Consider the following 17,628-nt stretch of genomic DNA (forward strand, 5'->3'; position numbering starts at 1 on the left):
TTTTTTATCATATAGTAAGGCAGCGGATAAGTCAATAGTCAGAATCCTCTCCCTTATAGCGCCGTACGATTTCCTGGATTTCAGCTGCATGGGCCGGATATTTGTCAGCCACGTCTCTGATTTCCTTCCTGGCCTTCTCCGCCACATCGTTATTGTAATCCATCTGTTTCCGCAGCGCCTGTCTGCGGAGAATCAGTTCATGGCGCATCTCCACCATTTCCCTTTTATCCAGCAGCGCTTCCGGATGTCCCAGCCACCGCTCCGGGCTTGTAACCCGGTAATTGGATATCCGGCTCAGCAGCTGCTTCCGGTAATACTCCCTCTTGGATTCCGTTTCCGCATACTCCCGCCGTTCCTCTTTCTCCTCCTGATACTGTTTCCAGAGCCTTTCCAGAGCAGCCGCACTGTCGGTACTGTATTTGATGTACAGATAGTCCGTCAGATTTTTATTGTTCACATAGCGGATTTTCACCTTGTTCTGGAGCAAAATCAGCTTGTTGACCGCCATTTCCACCCGGTGCAGCTCATTGTCTCCATCCGTATACTTCACCCAGACCACCGTGATTGCCACCGCCACCGCCGCCACTGCTATCAGATATCCCGCCTTCGTGTTCATCTCGAACCCAAACTGCAGAACCAACAGCATGACAATGCAGATAATGAACGCCGTCAGGAAAATCATGATCATACCGCGCATATTATTTATAATCGCATCCAGTTCCTGCCTGCGGAATTCATAGGCATGACGTTCTCTGTCCAGACGCTGCAGGTCCTGCTTCACCTTCGTCCCATAGGTTTCACATTCCCTCAGCTTCGCAATTCCTTCCTGAAGCTCGTCCTCCTGCTTGCGCAGCCGATAATAGTCGGCGTCTGTCATCCGGTTCTTCTTTCCCCGATACCGCGCCCGCTCCTCCTCCTGCCTCACAAATCTTTCGGCAATCCCATTCAGCACTTCTCTCTCTTCTTTGGGCAGGGCTTCTATCTCTTCCATGTCTGTGAGATAGGATGTGACAAGAGAATATTCGCCGGTCAGCAGATTCAGCTCCCGTCCCGCCTCGTTGATCTGCTCCAGACAGTTGGTAATATATCTGCTCCGCTGCTCTTCCTCCCCGAAATTCACCGTATCCCGGTCATAGACTATATTTTCCCAGTCGTCGGCGACATTCTCCTGATATTTTTTTCTTTTCCATATTTTAGACAAAAAACCCATTTATTTCCTCCGCACCACTTTACTTTCCCGGAATTCACACTTCCCGCCGATAGCTGTCCTTCAGGGCCTGTATCACACGCCGGCTCTCCTCATGATATCGAAGATGATCTCCGCTGTTTCTGAGCTCCCTTCTGTTATACAGCCTCAGATAATCCGGCTGCACCTCCCATTCCCCGGTATATTGCTCCAGCCTTTTTTCCAGTTCCAGCGTATGGCGATATAGCTCTCCATGTTCTGCCGCAAAGTCCACATACTCCTTTTCCGGAAGCAGCATTCTCATTGCAGCCAGATATGCCCCGCGATATTCCTCCTTCTCATCCAGCTCACAGGCCCGCTGAAAACATTCCGCCGCCGCATCATAAAGCATCAGCCCCGTACAGGCCACCCCCTTATTATGCCAGATTTTCGCCAGAAACTCTCTGGCCGGCGGCTGTACACCGCTCTGTGTCTCCTGCTCCTGCCATTGCTTCAGCAATTCATCATATTCGTTCAGGGCCGGCTTATATTTTTTCTTTTTCACCAGATAGTCAATCTGACTTTTCCGCTTTTCAATCCCGCTCAGTCCGGCTCCCTGTTTCAGCACCTGTTCGGTCTCACAGATAATCTCTTCCCCATAAAAGCCCACATACCGCAGAACAGTTGTCACAAACCCGCTGAGAGACCCCTGCTTATGAACCAGAAAATGCAGCGCCTTCGCCAGTTCCCGCAACCCGCATTCCTGCTCTATCCAGCGCAGCAGCTCGTCATTTAAAAGTGACAGGTCCAGAAGAAAGGCATTCTCCTTCATACAGCAGCAAAGCTCCTCCATGCAGAAAACCTTCACTCCCACTCCCGGAATCTCATATGCCGTTTTTGCATAATTTCCCACACAGACACTGACACGCACCTTCTCACACTCCTCAATTCACATCCGCGGCAAAATCAATCTCCGTTTTCCATACATGTCCGGAGGCCGCTCTGAATTCTCCGAACCCCAAATCCTCCACTTCCGCCTCCAGACAGTTCTCTCCTTTCATAAAAAGGTGAAGCTTCAGTCTGGCAGTCGTTCCCGGCAGGCCGTCCAGCGAAATCCGCACCTCTCTGCTTCTCCCGGACAATACCTGCGTCACCGTCAGGACCAGCTCATTGCCGTCCTGCAGATAGAGCTCAAGCGTCTGCGCCGCCTCGTACCAGTTCATCCCGGCGTCCAGCAGTGCATAATAGGAATTCTCCCCCTGGCGGAGTATTTTCATACCGATGTTCGCCTTCAGTTTATCTGTCCCCAGGAAAACGGACGCTTCCCCTGCTTTGCTCACCGCCAGCCTCTCCTGCATTCCGCAGCAGGCTCCCTTGCTGAACAGATTATTCCCCAGGAACACTCTCCTCCCTTTACAGAGAAAACGGAGGGAGTGCTTCATCCAGCTCTCGTCAAAACTGTCTCCAATCAGAAAGACGCTGCCCACTCCGTCACAGGCTTCGGCGGCAATCTCCTGAAATGCAGCGTCCAGCTCTTCCGCCCTGTCCGGCTCCTGCGTCGCCTCCGGTCCCGGGAACGCATATTCCGCCTCTTCCACAATAGTTACCATCGGTGTTGTCCGCCTGTTGCATTCCATCCGGTAGACCCTTATTCCGCCCTCTCTGTAGTGGAACAGTACCGGCGGAAGTTTCCACAGTTCAGCGGGCTGTCGAAGCATATAATTATAAAAGCTCTCCGCATAGCTCTGGAAAAAAATCTTATCCCGCTTCAGTCCCAGTCCCTCTGCCGCACAGCCAAGCACTTCCAGAATCTCATGGTCAAGGGTCGGACAGGTAATCATCAGCGCGCTGATTTTCTCCGGCCTTCCCGCCTGCCCACCCGCTTTGGAGAACATTCCGAGTGTCCGCTTCAGGAAAAGTGCCAGAAGCGCCACCGGGTCAAAGCTGTCCCTGTCAATGACAACCGTCTCGCCGTCCAGTGCCATTCCCAGCAGATTCCTGACCAGAATTCCCTGGTCCTCCCCGGCACATCGGACAGCCTCTCTGCCGTACAGCCACTGATTTGTTCCGTACTTTTTGCACAGTGCAGTGGGGATATTATATATCTCCGCTCCGGCCACCTGAGAGAAGGTATCCGTCTCCCCGTCTTCGGAGAGAGCAAAGCTGATCTGGGAATATTCGCTGCCCAGATCATATCCCACTATCAGCTTTTCACCGCTCAGAAATCCCATACGTCCCCCTTCCGCCTCCGCTTCATGTCCGTGCTGTCTCTATCTCAGAACAAATAACTTCTCATTCAGAAATTCTTTTTTCAGATACTCCTCCAGCAGGTTATCCATGGTGTCAAAATCCTCCATGGACTGACTGATGACAATATCATTGATCATCCTGTATCTGCTCTCCTCTTCATACCCGCTGCCGTCGCTCCTCTGCAGACTGCCGCTCTCCGTCAGCATTTCCTCTCCGTTTCTCTCTTCCGTTATGTAATACTGAAGACTTTCACCGAAAAACAGGACAAACTCTTTGAAAAATACGCCTCCGAACGCTTCCTTCATATGCTCCGCCCTGTATCCGGCCGCCTCGCCGCTTTCATGCAGGAGAGAATAGTGAATACAGACTCTGCAGTGCGGATTGGTGTGGTACTCGAGAATTGTCTTATCGGCAAGCTCCTGCCGCACTTCCGGACAATCCTCGAATTTCCGGAAAAATTCCAGCCGGATCCCCTCCCGGATCATTTCCTTCAGGAACTTTTTTGCGAGAGCAGCACTGTCCTCGTCCATCTCCTCCCTGTTCTCGGCAAAATATTTCAGATAAGCCAGCTTGCAGACCTTCTGCACCGGCTCCTCTCTCCGGTACATCCGTCCTATCTCATAGAATATCACATTTTCCATGACTCTGTCTCTGACAAAGCAGTCATAGGCACACTGCGCCAGAAAAGCTTCCTCCACCTCCGGCCTTGCTCCCTGAGACAGATAGTGACGAAAAATCTCCATCTTCTCTCCCACAAATGCGCCGGAGTACAACATGCGCACCAGGATGAGCTCACTGAGTCTGTAGCAGTCCACGTCAAAAGATCTCGCCGCCTTCCAGATATCCCGCAGATTTCTGGTCATCCCCCGATAATGCAGAATCAGATATTCCAGTATCCTGCTGTCGTATTTTCCCTTCCGGAAAACAGATACCGCCGCCGCAGTCAGCAGCGGGTCTCCCGCCATATTGCGTCTCTCCATAAGCGCACTGATCAGGCGAGCCAGAATCTTCACATCCACAAAGTACGGCCCGTAAGTCTTCAGCCATTCTCCCGCCAGGTCATAACTGCCCCGAAGCACCATAAAACGGATTACCGTGCTCCTCTCCGCGGCAGTAAGCTCCTCTGCAGGAACCCGCTTCAGATATTCATCCAGGGCAAACATATCGTCCGTATCGTAATAAAACTGCAGAATCCGCAGACAGATATCCCTTCTGATGCCTTCCTGCGCATAGTCGGAATCCGCAATCCGTACCTCCCGTTTTATCCTTTCTCCCGGCTCTTCCCGGCAGATGCTCTCATCGCCGCACAGATACAGATCAAGCTCCGGAGCAACAGCCGTAAACGGCAGCAGCCACCGCAGAAATTTCCCCGGAATAATCAGCTTCTCCATGGTATATTCTGCACTTTTGATAAATCGGTTCTTCCCGGCATCTTCAAAAACGATAGTATACCTGCTTCCGTACAGAGGCACCCATGTCCGCCTGTCCGTCAATATATATTCGCCCGGATACAGATTCCCCGGCTGATACACATAGACCTTCCGCAGCCTGTCATCCTCCACCTGAATCAAATGCGCGAACAACAGCCTGGAAAGAGGCTCACTGGTCTGTTCGTCCACCATGTGGGGCCGCAGCAGCTTATTGTACAGCCCTGCCAGATGTCTGTCAATATGTCCTTTTTTCATCTGGTCCGTGACAAAATATTCCATCCCCGGTCTGTAAGACTCATAGATATCTCCCAGTTCATCTCTGTTTTGAAGAACATATTCATAAAGGTATGCACTGCGGACATAATCCAGACTGTTCTGATAGGAAAAATATATCAGAACCGACCTCGGAATCTCCTCCGGCCTGTCCAAATCCAGAGACATCATATAATATTCATAGAGATTGGTAATCCGAAGCTGAGCCTCCACTCCCGCCCTGTACCAGTCAGAATATGCCGTTCCGGTCTTCCCTCCCTTTACGAGAAGTGCACAGATTTCCTGGAGAATACGCACATCCTTTTTCTTCTCATACAGTATCTTCAGCGTCTCGAAAAGGACTCTCGAGTATTCCTTCACCCTTCCGGTAAGGTAAATCAGCTGTTCCGTCACTTCCCGTTTCAGCAGCCCCTGCCTGGCGCCCCAGTACAGCAGCTGACGCTCAAATCTGCCCAGTCTGCGCAGCAGCGCCGGATTCGCATTCAGAGCGGAGATAGCTTCTATATAGACTACAGGGCTGACACACCCAGCCTGAAAAAGCCTTTCAAATAACGCCCATTTCTTCCGGTCCGACTTATGATACTCATCTGACAGATACAGGAGAAGCCACGCCACACGCCAGTCCGTCTCGTCCCGGCGAAAGATACGTTCCACTTCCGCGGTCACTCTGACAATATATTCCTCCTCCCCGTGAATCAGGGTAGTAAGATAGAGATAGTAGGCCCGCAGCGTATCCTGCGGCTTTCTCTTCTCAAAAAGCTCCGCCACATGGTCCAGTATCCATCCCGCTTCATTATATCTCTCCTCGGTGATCAGAATCTGTGCCTGGAACAGTCTGACGGATATATCGTTTTCATCCATCTTCACCAGCTTTTCCACCAGGCTGCCCGTCTCCTTCAGCCATGCGGAAGTTCCGATTTTCCTCATTCGGAATGACAGATAAAATTCCATCATCTGAATGATATAACGTTTCCTGTCAGCTTCCCGGACAGCCCCTGCACCGTCAATCCCCATCTGAACCGTCACCGGAATATGCAATGTCACATAGGAATTATACAGACACAACAGGCCGAAATTCTTCCCGCTGTGGCAGAGGCTGCCGTCCACAAACACAGGCAGGCCGCAGCGATTTCCCAGGAAATCATCATCTGTCAGCACTTCCTTTTCCGTGAACAGAAAATCCCCTGTGCATTTCACGAAAAGTCTGGTATATCCCCAGCCGTTTCTGATGACCGTCAGTTCCTGTTCCGTCACTCCCCCGGAGAGTCCGGCAGCGGGAAGCTTCACTGACAGCTCCTGCTCTTCTGTCAGAAATTCCACCTTCTCCTTTTTGTGAATCCGAATCAGGAATTCCTCTACATTCTGCTCCCATCCGTTATAGGAGGAAAGAGCCCGATAGTCCTCGCTGTACTCTGCGTCGCTGCCGCTTAAAACCTGCCCGAATTCCGGCAGGTAGAAAAGTTTTACAGCCTCTTTCCAGTTGCTTTTGGCCAGATTGGCAAAATGAAACAGATTCTTTACAACTCCCACAGAAGACTCCGGCATGGTATATTCCACTGTCACCGCAAAGGGCAGGTAATACTCTCCCCGATTGCTGATGACCTCAAAGCTTCCCTTTACCACATCTCCTTCTTCCAGCGTTTCTCCGTGAAAGCAAAAGGCGATTTCCTCCGACTCCCCTGTGAATTCTCCTGTCAGACACTCCATTCTCCAGTCAGATGAGAGCACGATCCCGTTGGTGTAAAGTCCCCGGGGCCCATTGATACAAAAGCTCCCCTCGCACTGCTGCCCTCTTCTGACAGAAAGTTCAATTTTTTCGCAGGAGAAATCAAGAGAGCCGTTCTCATAATCAAACTCTCCCTGCAGAATCTGATCGATTATCTTCTGCATCTGCATTTGCACTCACCTCAGGATTTGGCCGGCGTCATACGGCAGCGCAGGCCTTTACATTTTATTGCATATTCAGTCGGTTGCTGGTCACATGCCAGGAGACAAAATACAGTCCCACCGCAAGCAGCAGATTAATGATAATACTGGAATCCAGCGAATTGTTCAGATAGCTTCCCGCACTGGTAATTCTGGAAAACATCAAAATGCTCCGAAAAACTGAGCTGAGCACACTCACCGCTACCATAATCCCGATATAACTCAGTATTGCTGCAAGCACTCTGTGCTTACTGAACAGCTGCCCCATGGAAATTGCTCCGAACAAAATGGTCACCGTGGCAAAGGGCGAAAGGATTGTGGTAACCACCAGCGTCACCAGCCAGCGGATCACATTGAAATCCATTTCCTCCCCGATCAGCTCCAGCAATTCCCCAAAGTTAAGTCCCAGCTCTCTCCACAGAGAAGCCAGCGAATATCCCTGGGGCAAAAACAAAGACAACATGGACGCACCCAGAATAAACACGGATAAATACAAGGACAGCATCAGAAAAAATATCCAGAGACCGCTGACCAGGATTTTGCTGAGCAGAAGCTGATGCTTCGTCACCGGCAGTGTGTGGGTCAGATAGCCCTGGTCCGTGTACATTGTCTGGTAAAAGCGTACTCCCAGATATATGGTAATCCCATAATTGATGCCTGCCAGCATCATCACATACATCATCAGCGTGAGCACGCTGAAAATATCCAGCCAGCTGAAGCTTGCGTTGCCGTTGCTGATGGATTTCCACATGGGCGTCCGAAAGGCCAGCCAGCCGAACAGCGTAATCAGCACCACCACAAAAAGCAAAAGACAACCCATTTTACTGGTTTCCTTCCATTCATGTCTGATGAGTTTCCCTAACATGCAAACACCTCCCTGAAATAAGCATCCACCGACTTACCATGCTGTTCCCTGATATTGTCCACAGAGGTATACAGCACCAGATAGCCATACCGCATGAAAATCACTTCATCCAGCACCTGTTCGATATCGCCGATCAGATGGGTGGAAATCAGCACGGTTGCCGCCGGATTATAGTTATTGATAATGGTCCGCAGAATATAGTCTCTGGCCGCCGGGTCCACGCCGGCTATGGGTTCATCCAGGATATAGAGGTCGGCATTCCTGCTCATGACCAGTATCAGCTGCACCTTTTCTTTGGTCCCCTTTGAGAGTGTATTCAGCTTTGCATTCGGAGCAATATCCAGGCTGTGCAGCATTTCCAGGGCTCTTTCCCTGGAAAAATCCGCATAAAAGTCACAGAAATAGTCCAGAATCTCATTGACTCTCTTTGAGCCTGACAGATACGTTCTGTCAGGCAGATAAGCCACCCTGGCCTTGGTCTCAACCCCCACCGGCTGTCCGTTAATCCGAATCCATCCCCTGGTAGGCGTCAGAAGACCGTTGAGCATCTTAATCAATGTGGTTTTACCGCTGCCGTTAGGCCCCAGAAGCCCTATAATCCTACCCCTTGGCAAAGTAAGCGAAATATTGTTCACCGCTATACTGTTGGCATTATAAGCCTTTGTCAGCCCAACGATTTCAATCAGTTCATTCATCGGCTGTCCCTCCCTTCATTCTGTCAAGAGCTGCAATTGCTTCGTCTATCGTATATCCCAGCCCCCTCATTTTGTCCAAGAACATATCCACATGCTTTTGGGCCAGCAAAAGTCTGCTGCGCCTGAGCAGCTCTGTATCTTCTGTCACAGTTCTGCCATTGGTACTCTGTGTGACAATCAGACCGCCTCTCTCCAGTTCTGCAAACGCTTTCTGCATGGTATTGGGATTCACCGCCGCCTCGGCGGCAAGCTCTCTGACACTGGGAAGCTTCCCTCCCGGCGGATAATGTCCGGAGATAATCTGCAACTGCAGTTTTTCCACAAGCTGTGAATATATCGGTCTGTCAGCATCCAGATTCCACACCATAATTTCCCTCCTCACAATCATTCTGCAGATTCCTATACTCTTATCATCATACACCGAATTTAGTGTTTCGTCCATTCCTGTTTTATCCTTTGTAAAATAATGTCAAAAGATTATTCGTATATTAAAACGCTGTTTTAGAAATTCTGAAATTATGTAGAATAAACTTTATCAAAAGTAAAAGAGACTGATTATTACAGCATCTCTTATGCATTAAAGTTGAGGAGAAACAGGCATGAGAAGTGTCGGACAAAGACTGTCACAGCTGCGCAAGGAACGGGAGCTGGGCCAAAAGGAACTGGCGGCTCTCCTGAATATGTCCATCGGAACTATTTCAAATTACGAAAACAACGTACACGCGCCGGACCTGGCCACATTGTGCAAGCTGGCTGACTTCTTTCAGGTTACCACCGACTATCTCCTGGGCCGCACCGGCTACCGCTGCCCGCCTGAAAATCTTGACCGCTACATCACTTCCGATTACACAATCCACGGCATCACCAATGTGATTCTGTCTCTGGATTCGAAATCCCGCGATGCTGCTATCAGCTATGTCAATTATCTGCGTGACACGCAGAACAGCCGGTAAATCTGACCTGCAGCCGTCCCGTTCCTCAGGACGCTGTCCCCGCCTCACTCATGCAACTTCCATATTATAAAAATTCAGAGCTGCTGTCACCATAAATATAAGAGTATACATCACCAGGAAAAAATCCATAAGCAGGTAAGCTGCCAACACGCCTCCGACCGCCATCCCCAGTATACCTCCCAGTATCGCCATTCCTATGGCAGTCCCCTGAATCAGCATCTGCAAAAACTGTTTCCCCATAGTTCCCAGCGTATTCCCGCATACAGCTTCCGCCACAGCCAGCGCATACAGCTTATTGGCAGACAATACCGTATAAAATACAATACACAGCACTGTGGTCACCGGCGTCATCCCCGTGGCTACCGCCCCCGGTATTGTAATCAGACATCCATTGACAAAGCTCTGTACATGATGCATCGCCGTGGCGTTTAGTAGTTTTCGGAATACCGTGTCCGGAATCATGTAGGTATAGGGAGAGCGAAGTTCCTTTGCCCATTTTCCGTTGACTGCGGTGAAGACAAAAATCAGGTACGACGAAATTGCAGGTATGATAAATGGCGTGAAAGCATTCAGAGAACCAAAACCACCTTCACGGCTGTAAAACCAGGCAATCCCGATTCCGCCCAGAAGCGCTGTTACCGTTCCCATGTCAAAGATAAAATACCTGCTTTTCTTATATTCCAGCAACTGTCTGTAGAACAGCGCCCTGGCGCCGTCTCCTCTCCAGTTCACGCTGGCCTTCCCGAATTTCTGTCCTTTCCCCAGGCGCTTCTGGCTGTCGCCCTGCTTCCTGCTTCTGACTACCTCCTCATAATCCCCGGCAAATTTCATGGCATCTTCATAGAAGGATCCCTCACACTTCATCCGCCGCGCCGCCGTCACCGCCAGGATCAGTAAAACCAGATAACAGCATGTACCTGCTATATTCACCGCTGTGGCCCCTGTAAACATAAGATGCAGTGCGGCAATATACCATCCAATCAGCGGTACCATCTGAACCATATCGCTGTGCAGGTAATCTGCCACTGTCTTCATGCTCAGTCCTTCCCGAAGCCAGGTCCAGACGCCCATGAGAACCAGAATCCCCACCAGTCCGTAAACCGCTTTTACCACCAGGCTTCGCTGCTTCTCCTCCATCCTTTCGGATCCGTAAATCAATATCATAATACTTCCCTCCAGCAGATTCTCCAGAATCATGGAAAAGAGAAAATACACAGCCAGACGCCAGGCTTCCACATGAAACAGCAGCGCACCGCAGACAATCGCAAACGAATTCAGCAATATCTGTCCCACCAATGTCTTCAGATGTGCATATAGAAGCACTTTCCTGGGACTCACCGGCGCCGGAAAAAGGAACTGGACATCACTGTTTCGATACAGCAGCCCTTTTCTCTTCGCATAGGCGATCAGATTGGCCGGAATCACCCAGAAGGCCAGCACCGTCAGCACTGTAATCATCTCCTCCGGAGTATCTGCTTCCATTTCCTCCACAACCATGCGCAGAGACATGGGAAGCGCTGTAAAGTAGAACAGAACAAGCAGGATATAGACATAAGTTACGGGCCTGCGAAGCGCCGTTTTCACGCGATTGCAGAAAATTCTGCGGTAAAGATATCCGACAGCTCCCATTTTGTTACCTCCCGTCCCCTTCGACTTCCGCGCTCACTGTGTCCGATTCTTCCCCTCGTTGTACGGCCGCCCTCTCCTCTGAAGCTTTCTGACCGGTAACAGAAAAGAACAGTTCTTCCAGGTCTTCATTGGCCACATTTTCCTTCACATAGGTTCCCAAAATATGTCCCCCATCCATCACAAAGGTAGCATCCCATAAATCCCGCACCATTTCCAGCATATGTGTGCTGATCAGGATAGTACAGCCTTTTTCCCGCAAGTCCAGTATCACTGTCTTCAGTTCTCTGATGGCAGCGGGGTCAAGCCCCACCATGGGCTCATCCAGCAGAATTACTTTGGGCTTTATGACCAGCGCGCAGCAGATACTGACCTTCTGCATCATACCTTTTGACAGCTCGCTTCCCAGCTTTTCCTGCTTATCTGTCAGTTCGAACCGGTCAAAAAGCATCTTCAGCTCTTCTTCCGTGCATTCCACACCGTAGGCTCTCGTGATGAATTCGATATGTTCCCGCACAGTCAGGGCATCGTACATGTACGGCATTTCCGGCACATAGGCAAAGCATCTCTTCGCCTCCATCGTCCGGGAATTCAACCCCTGAATACGAATTGTTCCCTTATATTTCAGCAATCCCGCTATACTTTTAATCACGGTGGATTTCCCTGCACCATTGGGCCCCAGCAGGATTCCGATTCTCCCGTCCGGCACGGCAAAGCCCACATTATCCACTGCAATTGTCTTTCCATACTTTTTCGTCAGATTCATTACTTCCAGCATATTTCCTCATTTCCGCGATCTGTGTACAATCGCCTGTATTTTGTTCTCTCCTGCAGGTTTCCGTGCATGTTCTTCCTTATCATTTACGGCAAGATTCTGAACAGTACCGGTGCTGAAAAGTCAAATCCTGCCTCTGCAGAGTTTCAGCAGGGCAGGCTCAGACATTCACATAAGCATAACATCTCCCAGGCCCATCAGTACCGCCGTCAGATACAGCAAAAGCAGATGTGCCGGGTAAAACACATAGAAGAAATACTTCATTTTCAGTCCCCTTCTTCCGTTGTACAGCGCAATAAAAATTACTGCCAGGAACGCGGGAATTTCACTGACGCTCATCAGCGTCAGAACGATACAGCCCATTGCCATGGACAGCGCTCTGCGCTTTCTGAACACATACATCACCGAGATGGTCAGCACCCCCATCCCTGAATAATCCGTCTGCAGATATTCCGCCAGGAACATAAGCGGTATCAACACCGTGATGTCCGCGCAGACCGTCTGCACCCGGCGAAATCCTTTCCGCCGGCCGTACAGTGCCAATGTCACCACCGTAGCCGTCAGAACAAGACCACAGCAGGTCAGTCTGGCCGTCTGGTCCTGAAAGGGAATAAATACGGCCGGATATGCGGCCGGAAGCACTACTCCCGCTGCGGTAAGAATCCATCTCAGCGCTGCCGGCAGATCTTTTCCCTTCTCCTGATGCTCATATTTATCAAAAAAACTGTATGCCCAGAGCGCCAGCAACCCAATCAATAAGGTAAAATAGACGTTCTGATACCCGCTGTACCACAGCCTGCCTGTCACGGCCAGATTGAAGGGCAGCTCGGAAATCAGTGCGAAAAGTCCCAGCCGCAGCGCATATTTTTTCACATCTCTGGTCCGCTGGAATCCTTCTACCAGCAAAAAGCAGAAAATGGGAAATCCCAGCCTGCCGATCATCCGCATAATCTCATATCCGTAAAACAGAACACCGTTTTCCATCAGCCAGCCCAGCAGCAGGCTTTGCCCTCCCAAAGCCGCTTCCTGGAATCCCCTGGCCATAATCTCTCTGATCATTACCACAGCCGCTGTGTGATCTATCAACATGGCAATCACCGCAATTATCTTGATTGTACTGCCGCTGATTCCCCTTTTCTCCGCAACGTCTGTCACTTCATTCAACTGTTTTCCACTCATCTTCCGACAACCTTTCCTCTGATCATTCTTAAGCTGTATTGCTCACTTCATACAATACCCCCTTTTCGGCGGACTGTCAATCCATTCCTCATGAGTACCGTGGAATTCTGTAACAGGTCCTGACCATTCAGACAGGTACAAAAAGCTTCGAAAGAAACCAGGGCAGACCATACGGTCTGCCCCGGCTCAGATTCGCTTCGCTCATCCCACTTTATACCCATTTCCCCACACCACCTTCAGATATCTCGGCTCCCTGGGATTCTTCTCAATCTTTTCTCTGATATGCCGCACATGTACGGCAATGGTATTGTCGGCACCTATGGCCTGCATGTGCCAGATATTCTCGTAAATCTGGCTGTTTGAGAATACTTTCCCTTTCTTCTGCACCAACAGACGAAGTATCTTGTATTCGATAGGCGTCAGGCGCACATTCCTTCCCTCCACCGTAACTTTCCTCTGGGTATCGTCAATGACAAGGTCATCTACCCGGTAAATCCTGTCAATATTGGCACACATATTCACCAGCTGTGTATATCTGCGAAGCTGGGACTTGATTCTGGCCAGAATTTCCAGCGGATTGCAGTCCGCCGTCACATAATCATCCGCTCCCGCCTCCAGCGCCATGATTTTCGCCGTCTCCGCGGACTGTGCGGAAATTACCATCAGCGGAATGCTGCTCCTGCGCCTCAGACTGGCAATCATCTCAATCCCCTTATCCCAGCCCTTGTCATTCAGCTCCACATCCACCAGCATCAGATGGATTTCGGCCTGGTCCAATATTTCAAACAGCTGCTGCACATTGGCGGCCACAAGTACCGCAATGCCTTCCCCCGTGCACAGTGGCACCATTTTTTCCGCAATTCCTGTCTGGTTATTATATACCAAAATATTTTTCTCCATTGTATCCTCCATCCTTTCTCAAATAATCTATTGCAATTTACACCCATATGGGAGATCTGTATTCTAAATCCGCCCTGTTGAATTATCGCCGCTAATCCTGAAAATAAACGGTTAAATCCAGGGTATATAAAATTTTCTCGATCACAGTCTCGTCAAAGCCCTGGAAAGTAAACGTCAAATCCCTGCCATTTACGGAAATTGCCGCATGCACGGATTCCGTCTCCCCCTTCTCATCTACAGAGTCAAATACCACATAATTCAGACCCTGGCTGTTGGTATAGTTCCTCTCGTTACCGCTGCTTCCCGAAAACGAGGTTGCAGTACTGTACCCCTCATACTCTCTGTTGTCAAATTGTATCATGAAAAAACTTACATTCTCATTATACAGATAAATACTCACTTCACTTCCGTCTTCCACAACATCCACGTTTTCACCTGTAAATGTCTCGCCGAAAAGTTCTTTATCCGGAATTGCGGCAGTCACATTGGACACCGTGAGAAATTCCTCTATAGAATTGTATTCTGTTATCTCCGGTTCATATACCTCTATCTCGTCGTCAGGGATACCTTCCTCTATGGAAAATGCCCCCCCTAGGCTTAAAATTGAGGCCGGATCAGGAAGATTTCTCCCGTCAGGGAGCCCTTCCTGGTCTTCCCCTGCACTGGTGATAACAAATCCATTGTCACTGACCCGTATATTGCTGTCCCGATAATTTTTTGCCGCCACGGTTCCTGCACCGAACAAAAGAAACACAGCCGCCGCTGTACAGCCTCTGGCAATCAGGTACCTTCTCCTCTGCATCTGCATTCTGTGATGATGCAGCTCATCCTGTACCTGAGATGCCTCCATATGAAATTCAGGCAGGTCACTCGCAGCTTCCCGATATGCATTCCGAAATTTAATCAAAATCGTACTCCCCCTTTAATGACTTCCTCAGCAGCTCCCGTCCTCTGGTCAGCTGCGATGTCACCGTGGATTCCACACGCCCCGTAATCCGGGCAATCTCTTTCACGGAAAGCTCCTCATAGTAGAAAAGGTGAATCACATCACGATATTTTGCCGGCAGCGCCATCACTGCACTCATCAGACACCGGTTTTCTTCCCTTCGGAAAGCTGTCTCTTCCGGCCCGGGCATCGTACTCTGTGCTTCCCGGCAGATGCCGTCCTGCCCAGTCTCCTCCGTTCTGCCATCCTCCGGATTCCATTCTCTCCTGCGGCGGCGCCATGCACTGCGCCACACCTTGCGGCAGGCGTTCACAGTCACCTTCAGCAGCCATGCCTTCTCATGCTCGGGATCCTGAAAAGAACCGATATTTTTGACATACTGATAAAAGACCTCCTGCACAACGTCCTCCGCATCCTGTACATTCTGAAGACGCACGAAGCTCAGCTTAAACAGCATGTCGCCATACTCATCAATTTTCTGTTGTAGCTTTCGACTATCCGTATCTGTTGTTATCATCCTGATATGTTTTGCGCAAAACCTTTTCTTCTATATAGTAATATCCCGAACCATATCGGTTTACTGCAAATATTGTAAAATAACTTTGTATCAAAGTTGCATATGTACTTTGTCTGCGGTTGTAAAATTTTTGTATCCAATATAAAAGAGAGTGCATTGTACACTCTCTTACATATATAGACGTATTTTAACTGTAAAAAGTTTCATCAAAAAGATAATTATTTTATTTTTTCAAAAAGCGGATTCTATTCCCCGGTTTCATCCAGTTTCTCTGCAGCGGTCTCGTTCCGTCTGGCCATTTCCTCCACCTCTGTCATATCTTCCCTGTCAAGCCTTCGAAATCGGTTGACACCGGCCACCAGAATCAGCACACTGTTCTTCGTGGTCTCAAATGCGCCGTCCTGATACAGGGAATAGATCAGAAGTCCGATTGGCACAGCCACAATCATTCCCACCACACCGCTGACTTTATATCCCACATAAAGCAGGAAAAGCGTAGGCAGCGGAGGAACACCGATGGAATCACCCACAATTTTCGGCTGAATCAGCTGTCTGGCCAACTGTCCCACACCCCAGATTACCAGCAGTCCAATCGCGGTCTTGTAATCCGCGGTCAGAATCTTGATAACCGCCCAGGGAATCAGCACTGTCCCTGTGCCAAGAAACGGCAGGAAATCCAGAAATGCAATGACCAGCGCTATCAGTGCAAAATAATTAACCTTTAAAATGCCCAGACCAATCAGCAGCAGAAAATACATCCAGACTTCGATCTTCAGCTGTGCCTTCAGATAGCCTCCCACAGATTTCGTCAGGCTGTGACGAATCAGGCGATACCGAAGCTGCATGGAAGCGGGCATGTATTTCCGGAATCCTTCGTTGATCTGCTGTCTCTCCGCCACAAAAAAGTAAGAGGAAAGCAGCGCCATAATCATTGCGATAAACAGAGCCGGCAGCTGCTTCGCAAAATTTCCCGCCGCCTCGATGGTAGGCGTACCCACTCTCTCCAGAAATTCGCCGAAATAGTCATCCAGTTTTATCGCATTCTGATTCAGGTTCAGATGGATATCCCAGGGAAGCTTATCCAGCAGCACATTCAGTTTATCCCCTATGCTGGCCAGATCAGCCTCCATGCTCTCCAGCATTTCCGGCAGTGAGGAAGCAAGTCCGGCCATCTGCTCAAACAGCTTGACACCCGCCAGATAAATCACCAGAACCACCAATGCAATGACCACAACAATCACAAAGGCACCGCCTACCTTTCTCTTCAGCTTTACCTTCTCCTCAAAAAAACGCACCAGCGGTCCCGCAATCAGAGCAATAATCCACCCTGTCACAAAAGGTGAGAAGAATACAATTGCTCTGGGAAGAATAAAGATGACACAAAGCAGGATTACCAGTGCCACCGTAAGATTTGCTAATGCCTTGCAGTACTTTTTCATGCCTACCCCCCTGTGCGCTTCGGCGCATGCTCAAATCAATAAACTGAATCGTTCAGAATCCCGTCCAGAATCCCATATATTTCCTCACGCCCCTGCTTTGTCTCGGCTGAAAACGGTACAATAACGGTATTTTTATCTGCATTCAGTCCGGTGCGAATCAGCTTCAGCTGTCCCTGTATCTGGCTTCTCTTGAGTTTGTCCAGCTTTGTGGCTATAAGCACAGGGTGATAGCCGCTCTTCACAATCCAGTCGTACATGGTTCTGTCGTTTTCCGATGGCGCATGCCGAATGTCAATCAGATGAAACACCTGTCTGAGCTGTCCGGAACCATGGAGATAATTTTCCACCATTTTCCCCCACTGTGCCTTTACTTTTTCATTGACTTTCGCATAGCCATACCCCGGTAAATCCACAAAATAAAGCGCATGATTAATGTTATAGTAATTGATTGTCTGGGTCTTCCCCGGCTGGGAGCTGGTTCTGGCCAGAGACTTCCGGTTCATCAGCGCGTTGATCAACGAGGATTTGCCCACATTGCTTTTGCCCGCAAATGCCACTTCCGGCAAAGTCGTTTCCGGCAGTCTGCTGCTGACGCCACACACGATTTCCAGGCTGACATCTTTGATTACCATATTCCGTATATCCTTTCCCTCTCACGCAAAACGCCGTCACAGGGACGGCGTTTTATG

General features: G+C 49.7%; 17 protein-coding genes. 1 reads left to right on the forward strand and 16 read right to left on the reverse strand.

Annotation, left to right across the window (positions count from 1 at the left end):
• Positions 1–31: 31 nt before the first annotated feature.
• From NSB25_RS03400 to NSB25_RS03430, 7 genes are read right to left on the reverse strand one after another with little or no spacing between them, the layout of a single operon-like run.
• Positions 32–1,210, reverse strand: coding sequence for a hypothetical protein (locus tag NSB25_RS03400; protein ID WP_103238205.1), 1,179 nt, complete (start codon positions 1,208–1,210; stop codon positions 32–34).
• A gap of 34 nt (positions 1,211–1,244) precedes the next feature.
• Positions 1,245–2,096: a tetratricopeptide repeat protein gene (locus tag NSB25_RS03405; protein ID WP_103238204.1), complete on the reverse strand. Its 852-nt coding sequence runs from the start codon at positions 2,094–2,096 to the stop codon at positions 1,245–1,247.
• Between the two features lie 13 nt (positions 2,097–2,109).
• Positions 2,110–3,396 (reverse strand): DUF5716 family protein, encoded by a 1,287-nt coding sequence (locus NSB25_RS03410; RefSeq protein ID WP_103238203.1) that lies wholly within the window; start codon positions 3,394–3,396, stop codon positions 2,110–2,112.
• Positions 3,397–3,435: 39 nt separating this feature from the next.
• Positions 3,436–7,014 carry a DUF5717 family protein gene (locus NSB25_RS03415; RefSeq protein ID WP_103238202.1) on the reverse strand — a complete coding sequence of 1,193 codons (3,579 nt, stop codon included), beginning with the start codon at positions 7,012–7,014 and terminating at the stop codon, positions 3,436–3,438.
• Between the two features lie 55 nt (positions 7,015–7,069).
• Positions 7,070–7,909 carry a hypothetical protein gene (locus NSB25_RS03420; RefSeq protein WP_103238201.1) on the reverse strand — a complete coding sequence of 280 codons (840 nt, stop codon included), beginning with the start codon at positions 7,907–7,909 and terminating at the stop codon, positions 7,070–7,072.
• Positions 7,903–8,604, reverse strand: a complete 702-nt coding sequence (locus tag NSB25_RS03425) for an ABC transporter ATP-binding protein (protein ID WP_103238200.1) — start codon at positions 8,602–8,604, stop codon at positions 7,903–7,905. The genes NSB25_RS03420 and NSB25_RS03425 overlap by 7 nt, the downstream gene beginning before the upstream one ends.
• Positions 8,597–8,971: a GntR family transcriptional regulator gene (locus NSB25_RS03430; RefSeq protein WP_103238253.1), complete on the reverse strand. Its 375-nt coding sequence runs from the start codon at positions 8,969–8,971 to the stop codon at positions 8,597–8,599. Before NSB25_RS03430 ends, NSB25_RS03425 begins: the two co-directional genes overlap by 8 nt.
• A 232-nt stretch (positions 8,972–9,203) precedes the next feature.
• Here NSB25_RS03430 and NSB25_RS03435 point away from each other — a divergent pair, with 232 nt between their 5' ends.
• Positions 9,204–9,557 carry a helix-turn-helix domain-containing protein gene (locus NSB25_RS03435; RefSeq protein ID WP_103238199.1) on the forward strand — a complete coding sequence of 118 codons (354 nt, stop codon included), beginning with the start codon at positions 9,204–9,206 and terminating at the stop codon, positions 9,555–9,557.
• 48 nt (positions 9,558–9,605) lie between these two features.
• On the opposite strand, the gene NSB25_RS03440 is transcribed toward NSB25_RS03435, so the two are convergent.
• From NSB25_RS03440 to yihA, 9 genes are all read right to left on the reverse strand, one after another.
• Complete coding sequence (locus NSB25_RS03440; protein ID WP_103238198.1) at positions 9,606–11,186, reverse strand: putative ABC exporter domain-containing protein; 1,581 nt, start codon at positions 11,184–11,186, stop codon at positions 9,606–9,608.
• 4 nt (positions 11,187–11,190) lie between these two features.
• A complete protein-coding gene (locus NSB25_RS03445) occupies positions 11,191–11,961 on the reverse strand; it encodes an ABC transporter ATP-binding protein (protein ID WP_103238197.1) in 771 nt (256 codons plus the stop codon).
• 165 nt (positions 11,962–12,126) lie between these two features.
• Complete coding sequence (locus tag NSB25_RS03450) at positions 12,127–13,137, reverse strand: TraX family protein (protein ID WP_172454947.1); 1,011 nt, start codon at positions 13,135–13,137, stop codon at positions 12,127–12,129.
• 47 nt (positions 13,138–13,184) lie between these two features.
• Positions 13,185–13,358, reverse strand: coding sequence for a hypothetical protein (locus NSB25_RS03455; RefSeq protein ID WP_172454946.1), 174 nt, complete (start codon positions 13,356–13,358; stop codon positions 13,185–13,187).
• On the reverse strand, positions 13,339–14,037 hold the full coding sequence (locus NSB25_RS03460; RefSeq protein ID WP_103238196.1) for a response regulator transcription factor: 699 nt from the start codon (positions 14,035–14,037) through the stop codon (positions 13,339–13,341). Before NSB25_RS03460 ends, NSB25_RS03455 begins: the two co-directional genes overlap by 20 nt.
• 91 nt (positions 14,038–14,128) lie before the next feature.
• Positions 14,129–14,944 (reverse strand): hypothetical protein, encoded by an 816-nt coding sequence (locus NSB25_RS03465; protein ID WP_103238195.1) that lies wholly within the window; start codon positions 14,942–14,944, stop codon positions 14,129–14,131.
• Entirely contained in the window at positions 14,937–15,500 is a 564-nt protein-coding gene (locus NSB25_RS03470) for an RNA polymerase sigma factor (protein ID WP_103238194.1), read from the reverse strand. Before NSB25_RS03470 ends, NSB25_RS03465 begins: the two co-directional genes overlap by 8 nt.
• Positions 15,501–15,745: 245 nt before the next feature.
• A complete protein-coding gene (ytvI, locus tag NSB25_RS03475) occupies positions 15,746–16,939 on the reverse strand; it encodes a sporulation integral membrane protein YtvI (RefSeq protein WP_103238193.1) in 1,194 nt (397 codons plus the stop codon).
• A 35-nt stretch (positions 16,940–16,974) separates the two neighbouring features.
• Positions 16,975–17,571 (reverse strand): ribosome biogenesis GTP-binding protein YihA/YsxC, encoded by a 597-nt coding sequence (gene yihA / locus NSB25_RS03480; RefSeq protein WP_103238192.1) that lies wholly within the window; start codon positions 17,569–17,571, stop codon positions 16,975–16,977.
• Between the last annotated feature and the right edge of the window lie 57 nt (positions 17,572–17,628).

The organism is Acetatifactor muris, assembly GCF_024623325.1.
Classification (GTDB): Bacteria; Bacillota; Clostridia; order Lachnospirales; family Lachnospiraceae; genus Acetatifactor; species Acetatifactor muris.